General features: G+C 26.8%; 3 protein-coding genes. 1 reads left to right on the top strand and 2 read right to left on the bottom strand.

Annotated elements, in window-relative coordinates; translation table 11 throughout:
- Positions 1–182 precede the first annotated feature (182 nt).
- Together GBZ86_RS13510 and GBZ86_RS13505 are read right to left on the bottom strand one after the other, a co-directional pair.
- Positions 183–1,124, bottom strand: coding sequence for a DMT family transporter (locus GBZ86_RS13510; RefSeq protein WP_152891486.1), 942 nt, complete (start codon positions 1,122–1,124; stop codon positions 183–185).
- Between the two features lie 254 nt (positions 1,125–1,378).
- Entirely contained in the window at positions 1,379–2,125 is a 747-nt protein-coding gene (locus GBZ86_RS13505; RefSeq protein WP_207707458.1) for a creatininase, read from the bottom strand.
- 310 nt (positions 2,126–2,435) lie between these two features.
- Here GBZ86_RS13505 and codA point away from each other — a divergent pair, with 310 nt between their 5' ends.
- A complete protein-coding gene (codA, locus tag GBZ86_RS13500) occupies positions 2,436–3,704 on the top strand; it encodes a cytosine deaminase (RefSeq protein WP_152891484.1) in 1,269 nt (422 codons plus the stop codon).
- Positions 3,705–3,905 lie beyond the last annotated feature (201 nt).

The following is a 3,905-nucleotide window of genomic DNA, read 5'->3' as shown; positions in this document are numbered from 1 at the left end:
GTATAGTATATATTTCATATATTTATAATAAAATTTTTAAGTTTAAATTAAATCAATGAAACAATATAGGAATATTTAAAGATAAGTATTAAATGATATTTTATTATTTAATCAGAATTATTAAATAAAATAAAAAGCTCTCAGTTTTATCACAGAGAGCTTTTTATAAATATTTTTTAAAATTAATGGTGAGAAATAGCTTCTTTATGATTTATTACTTTATTACTACTTTCAATTTTTTCTTTATCTTTACTTAACACAAGAATCCCTACACCAGTAAAGATAAGAACACAAGCTAAAATTTTTAATGCAGTAAACTCTTCTCCTAAAAGTATAGCGCCACATACTACTCCTGTAATAGGTTCAAAGGTACTTAAAATAGCAGCAGTAGAAGCACCTATATGTTTAATACCCACTTGTAAAAGAGAGACTGCAACTAAAGAACAAAGAATTGATATTATAAAAGTAAGTATCCACGATTGAGTTGTAAGAGTAGAGATAGTAAGTTCTTTAGTAGTTAATCCATATATTCCTATTACAAAAGCAACAACTACTGCAACATAAAATGATGTTTTAAATGGATTTAAATTTTTAAGTCCACTTTTATCCATAAAGATTATATAAAATGCATAAGTTATACCTGAAAGTATAGCAAAGGTTATTCCTAAAGGCGTATTAGCAGAATTAGAGCCTACATCAATACCAAAGAAACAACATATTCCTAAGGTTGCAATTATCAGAGCTAAAAGTTTTTTCATACTAAGGTGTTCTTTAAAGAAAAGTACGCAACCAATAGTTACGAATATAGGATAAACAAAATGAATAGTTGTAGCAATTCCAACATCTACATAAGCAAAAGATGTATTGAGAATTAAAGTAGTAACAGCAGTTCCTATAAGACCCAAAATAAAAAGATTAAACGCTTCTTTTTTAGTTATTTTAAAAGAAATTTTTTTAACTTTTAAAACAACAAATAAAACTGGAAGACACATAAAGCTCCTTAAAAAGGTTAAAGTAACAGGATTACTTCCACCAGCACCATAAGTTAATGGTGATAAAGTAAATGAAAAACCAAATATAATTGCTGATAAAATAGTAAGGGTTATACCTTTAGTTTTATTCATAGTAATATCCTCCTTTCTTTACATATAAATATACACTTAATTTGAAATGATAAATTTATATATAAAGCCAATTTTAATACGGTAACTTTGTTAATAATATATTTTAAGAAATGTTCTAATACTAATATAGCTTTTAAAATATGTTAAGTAATGAAGAAGATTTTTTAATTTTACTTTTATAAATAGGTTAATATTTAGAAGCAATAATTAAATCAATCTAGAATCAATACTTAACACAATATCATTTTAAAATATTAAAATACTTCATTAACGATTTCTACTAATTTATCTAAAACACTATTAACAATAATTTCTCCTTTAGCAGCACTTGAAGTTTTGGCAGTAGCTAAAACTCCACTTTCAGGTACTATTGATTTATCAATTGGGTACTTGTGATAAGAGCAAGGTTCAACTTTTAAATCAAGTATTTTATCTTCTTGTACTAATGTAGGTGCAAAATACATCATAAGAGAAGTTTCAGTTACAGCTGCATGTTCTAATGCCCAACCAGGGAATGGTATTTCAGTAAAGACTTTATCTATTACATCTTCGGGCATTGGATCCCACCAATTAGTTTCAACGATTGTAACTTTATCACCATATGTATTAGATACTAAATCTATAGCTTCTAATATAAAAGCTTCATTTTCAAAGTGAGCATTAAGTACTAATATTTTTTTTACTCCATCCTTAATAAGTTCAGTTAGAATATCTGAAACAAGTTTAATAACTGTTTCACCATTTAAATCTATAGTTCCAGGAAATAATGGGCCACCACCACTTAATGGTTGAGACTTATAACCATAAGAAAGAGCTGGAGCTACAAGACCATTAATTTTTTCGGCTAATCTAGTTGAAAAACCATTAGCTATTACCGTATCTACTGAAAGTGGTAAATGAGGTCCATGTTGTTCAGTAGAGCCAATTGGTAAAATAACTACTGAGTCTTCCTTTCTTTTATTAAATTCCATCCAAGTAATATTTTCCATTAATACATTCATTTTTATATCTCCTTTTATTTATAATATACTAGCTCAAAAATACTAACCATATACAAATATGGTACAAGCTGTTTCATAATATTAATAATACACCAATGTTAAATTGTATTCATCGTACAAATAGTAAAAAATTAGTATAGTATTTTTGTACTATTTAAACACAAATACATCAACAGAATATTGTACTCTATGAACAATGACTTGGAAAATTCTATATGATATGATTTTTTTATGAAAATATTATGGTAATATATCCATATTTTTTATTATATATTTTGGTGAATTTAGTAAAAGAAGAGGAGAAAATAATATGAAAAAAACACTTTTTAAAAATGCAAGATTAAAAGGTAATAATGAATTGATTGATATTTTTGTGGAGAATGGTATTTTTAAGGAGATAGGAAAGGATCTTAAAGATAAATATAATCATAAAGATATAGAAATTATTGATATAGAAGGAAAATTAACTTTACCTCCGTATGTTGAGCCTCACATACATTTAGATTATGTATTTACTGCACATAATCCTGGAGCAAGTAATTCAACAGGAACCTTATTTGAAGGAATTCAACGTTGGTCAGAAACAAAAGGAAATTTAAATAAAGAAGAGGTTAAAGAGAGAGCAAGAAAAGCCATAAAGAAGGAAGTATTAAGTGGAATACAATATATAAGAACTCATGTGGATGTGACAGATCCTAATTTAACATCTTTAAAAGCTATGCTTGAATTAAAAGAAGAAATTAAAGATATAGTAACATTACAAATAATAGCTTTTCCACAGGAAGGTATGTATGCTTATAAAGGTGGAGAAGAATTAGTAGAAAAAGCACTTCAAATGGGTGCTGATGTTGTTGGAGCTATTCCACATTTTGAATTTACTAGAGAGTTTGGAGAAAAATCAGTAAAAAAAGCTATAGAATTAGCATGCAAATACGATAAATTAGTAGATATTCATTGTGATGAAACTGATGATGAGCAATCAAGATTTTTAGAAGTTTTAGCGGCTCATGCTTATTTAGAAGGAATAGGAGAAAAAGTTACAGCAAGTCATACATGTGCAATGCATTCTTATAATAATGCTTATACTTTTAAGCTTTTTAAACTACTTAAACAATCAGGAATTAATTTTATATCATGTCCAACAGAAAATATACACTTACAAGGAAGATTTGATGGTTATCCAAAAAGAAGAGGGGTAACAAGAGTTAAAGAAATGGTTGAAGAAGGAATAAATGTATGTTTTGCACAGGATTCAATGTCAGATCCATGGTATCCATTAGGCTCTGGTAACTTAATGAATATTCTTGATGCTGGAATTCATATTTGTCAAATGATGAGCTTTGATGAAATAAATAATGCTCTAGATCTTATAACTATAAATGGGGCTAAAACTCTTAATATACAGGATGTTTATGGTATAGAAGAAGGTAAACCTGCCAATTTTATAGTACTAAATGCAGAAAATGAATTTGATGCAATTTGTGATAGAGTTTCAGTTTTATCTTCAATAAGAAATGGTGAATTTTTATTTAAAAAAGTTCCAGAGCAAGTAAAGACAGCAATAGACCTACTTAAGTAAAAAATAAAGTACAAGCTATTACTTATGGTATAATAAGTAATAGCTTATTTTTATGTAAAAAAGCATATTTTTTTGATAGTGTAAAGTTTAATATGAAAAAATAGGTTAGATATTATTTTGAAAATATTATTTTTAAAAACTATCAAAGATTATTTTTAGGTACAACAAAAAGACCTTCTATGAGAAGATTTTAAAAATATT

Origin of the sequence: Clostridium tarantellae (assembly GCF_009295725.1) — a bacterium.
Lineage (GTDB): Bacteria > Bacillota > Clostridia > Clostridiales > Clostridiaceae > Sarcina > Sarcina tarantellae.
This window is presented reverse-complemented; position numbering and strand designations above follow the sequence as displayed.